The following is a 1,714-nucleotide window of genomic DNA, read 5'->3' as shown; positions in this document are numbered from 1 at the left end:
TTAAACAGCGGAATGACCGAGCGCTTTGGCCGTTGTTTGGCCTGCGAGGGATTTTCCGATGATTTAACTTGTTATGTGTGTTCTTCACCGAAGCCACCGTTAACGTAAATAGCACTGTTCTTTCTTGGCTGCTCTACTGGCCACCCCAGAGCTTCAATTGCACCTGAAGCTAACTTCCTGATCTCGTCCCAGCGAGGGTCAGAGTATAGGGAGTGAACATCAAGGTACATGTCTGAAAAAGCTTCACCGGAATGAGCCGTCAAAAAGTTATCCAGAGACTTTAGAGCCTCAGCCTGAGCTGTCGTGAGCTTGCAAAGTTCAACCGTTTCATAAGACTCACCAAAATCCAAAACCAACTCATCACCTTTTGCAGTGAAGTCAGGATAAAGCGAATCCTGAACTTCCGGAGAAGCAGCTAGAGCGAGCAAAGAGTTTCTTAGTGAATCCATACTAAATAGACACATAACGCTTTAAACAGCGGAAAACGCGAGCGTTTTGGCGCAGCCAGTGAGCGGTTTTCCGATGATTTAACTTGTTATAAATCATCTTCATCGTTGTACTCCGAGAGATAAATAGACATACCTAAATCAGTACACTTTTTCATTAGTTGAACTGACAAAATAGGACCTCCACCATTAGCCCCTTCTCTCGGTGTGAAACCAATATCGGCTATCCACTGATGTCCAGATGGGAGATTATCGGCATGTTCGGTAAGCCAGTTTTCAAAAATTTTAAATAATTCTGGTAGATCCCAGGACTCCTCAGCCAAGCGAACATAATTCTCCGAATTCCCGTCAGTTACTTTTCTAATCCAGATAGACAAATCTGCAAGATCCTTTTGATGTATAACGCCCTAATAATGGGCAAAAAATTTTTGGCTAAAATGTTGAGGAACGAAAACAGCCAACTGTTTTTTATCCTTATTAATTAGCTTGTTATAACTCACTTACTACTTTAGGCTTCTTTTTGACCAGTACCAGCAATAAAACCAACTAGCAGGAAAGAAAAAGAAACTTAATAGGAAAGTATAAAACCCTACAAGTGGTAAGTTATCGGATTTTCCTTTGGCAAATTTCAAAGTTAAATACAGCATAACTAAGAAATTAATAAATATGATTTGACCTGCAAAAGTTGCATTTATGTTCATTTGTGTATCCTTACACTCGAAAGTATGGAGAGATATAACGCTCCAATCACCGGGCCAGCGGAGTGGAGCAATTTTTGTGGTATAAAGGAGCGCAGCGACACCACAACAAATTGCGCAACGTAGCAGGCTCCGCGTGCATTGGCTTGTTATGCTTGATTTTTTAATGCGCTATGAATTGCTTTTTGAAAACCACCAAACATTTCATATATGTCAACTTTAACTCCGGCCTCAACTCTTTTTGATACTGATGTGCGAGGAAAAACTAAAACCGATGTATTAAGCCAGCGCAATGCGGGATCACGCCCGTATTGGTCTTCTACTGCAACCCAACTTAGTTCTTCAATTTCTTGGGTAAGAGCGTCACCCAAGCAAATACCCAAAGCTTGTAATTTGAAGGTTTCTTCATTTGAAACCCACTCGTTGTCAAGGATGGTTTGAACCAGCTTTAGCTTAGCAGATAAGTTTTGATACTCATGCACATCATCAAAGTGTCCAGCGAGCCACTCTCTGCTTTTTGAAAGTAACTCAAGATCACTTTCATTCAATGTTTCTATTTTCTGATTCACT

General features: G+C 41.0%; 3 protein-coding genes. All 3 read right to left on the bottom strand.

The window, feature by feature from the left end; translation table 11 throughout:
* Positions 1 to 71 precede the first annotated feature (71 nt).
* Positions 72 to 449 (bottom strand): hypothetical protein, encoded by a 378-nt coding sequence (locus Q4Q49_RS22060; protein ID WP_312000452.1) that lies wholly within the window; start codon positions 447 to 449, stop codon positions 72 to 74.
* An 86-nt stretch (positions 450 to 535) separates the two neighbouring features.
* Complete coding sequence (locus Q4Q49_RS22055) at positions 536 to 823, bottom strand: hypothetical protein (protein WP_312000451.1); 288 nt, start codon at positions 821 to 823, stop codon at positions 536 to 538.
* 470 nt (positions 824 to 1,293) lie between these two features.
* A partial coding sequence (locus tag Q4Q49_RS22050; RefSeq protein WP_312000450.1) for a DUF3806 domain-containing protein occupies positions 1,294 to 1,714 on the bottom strand: 421 nt, incomplete at its 5' end.

It is taken from the genome of Shewanella sp. SP1S1-7 (genome assembly GCF_031932105.1).
In the GTDB taxonomy this organism is placed as follows: Bacteria; Pseudomonadota; Gammaproteobacteria; order Enterobacterales; family Shewanellaceae; genus Shewanella; species Shewanella baltica.
The sequence above is the reverse complement of the archived record's forward strand: the minus strand, read 5'-3'. Positions and strand labels throughout refer to the sequence as shown.

What these genes read in the sequence shown, in the direction of transcription:
- Q4Q49_RS22060 (WP_312000452.1), bottom strand. Translation starts at nt 449, where the DNA reads ATGGATTCACTAAGAAACTCTTTGCTCGCTCTAGCTGCTTCTCCGGAA.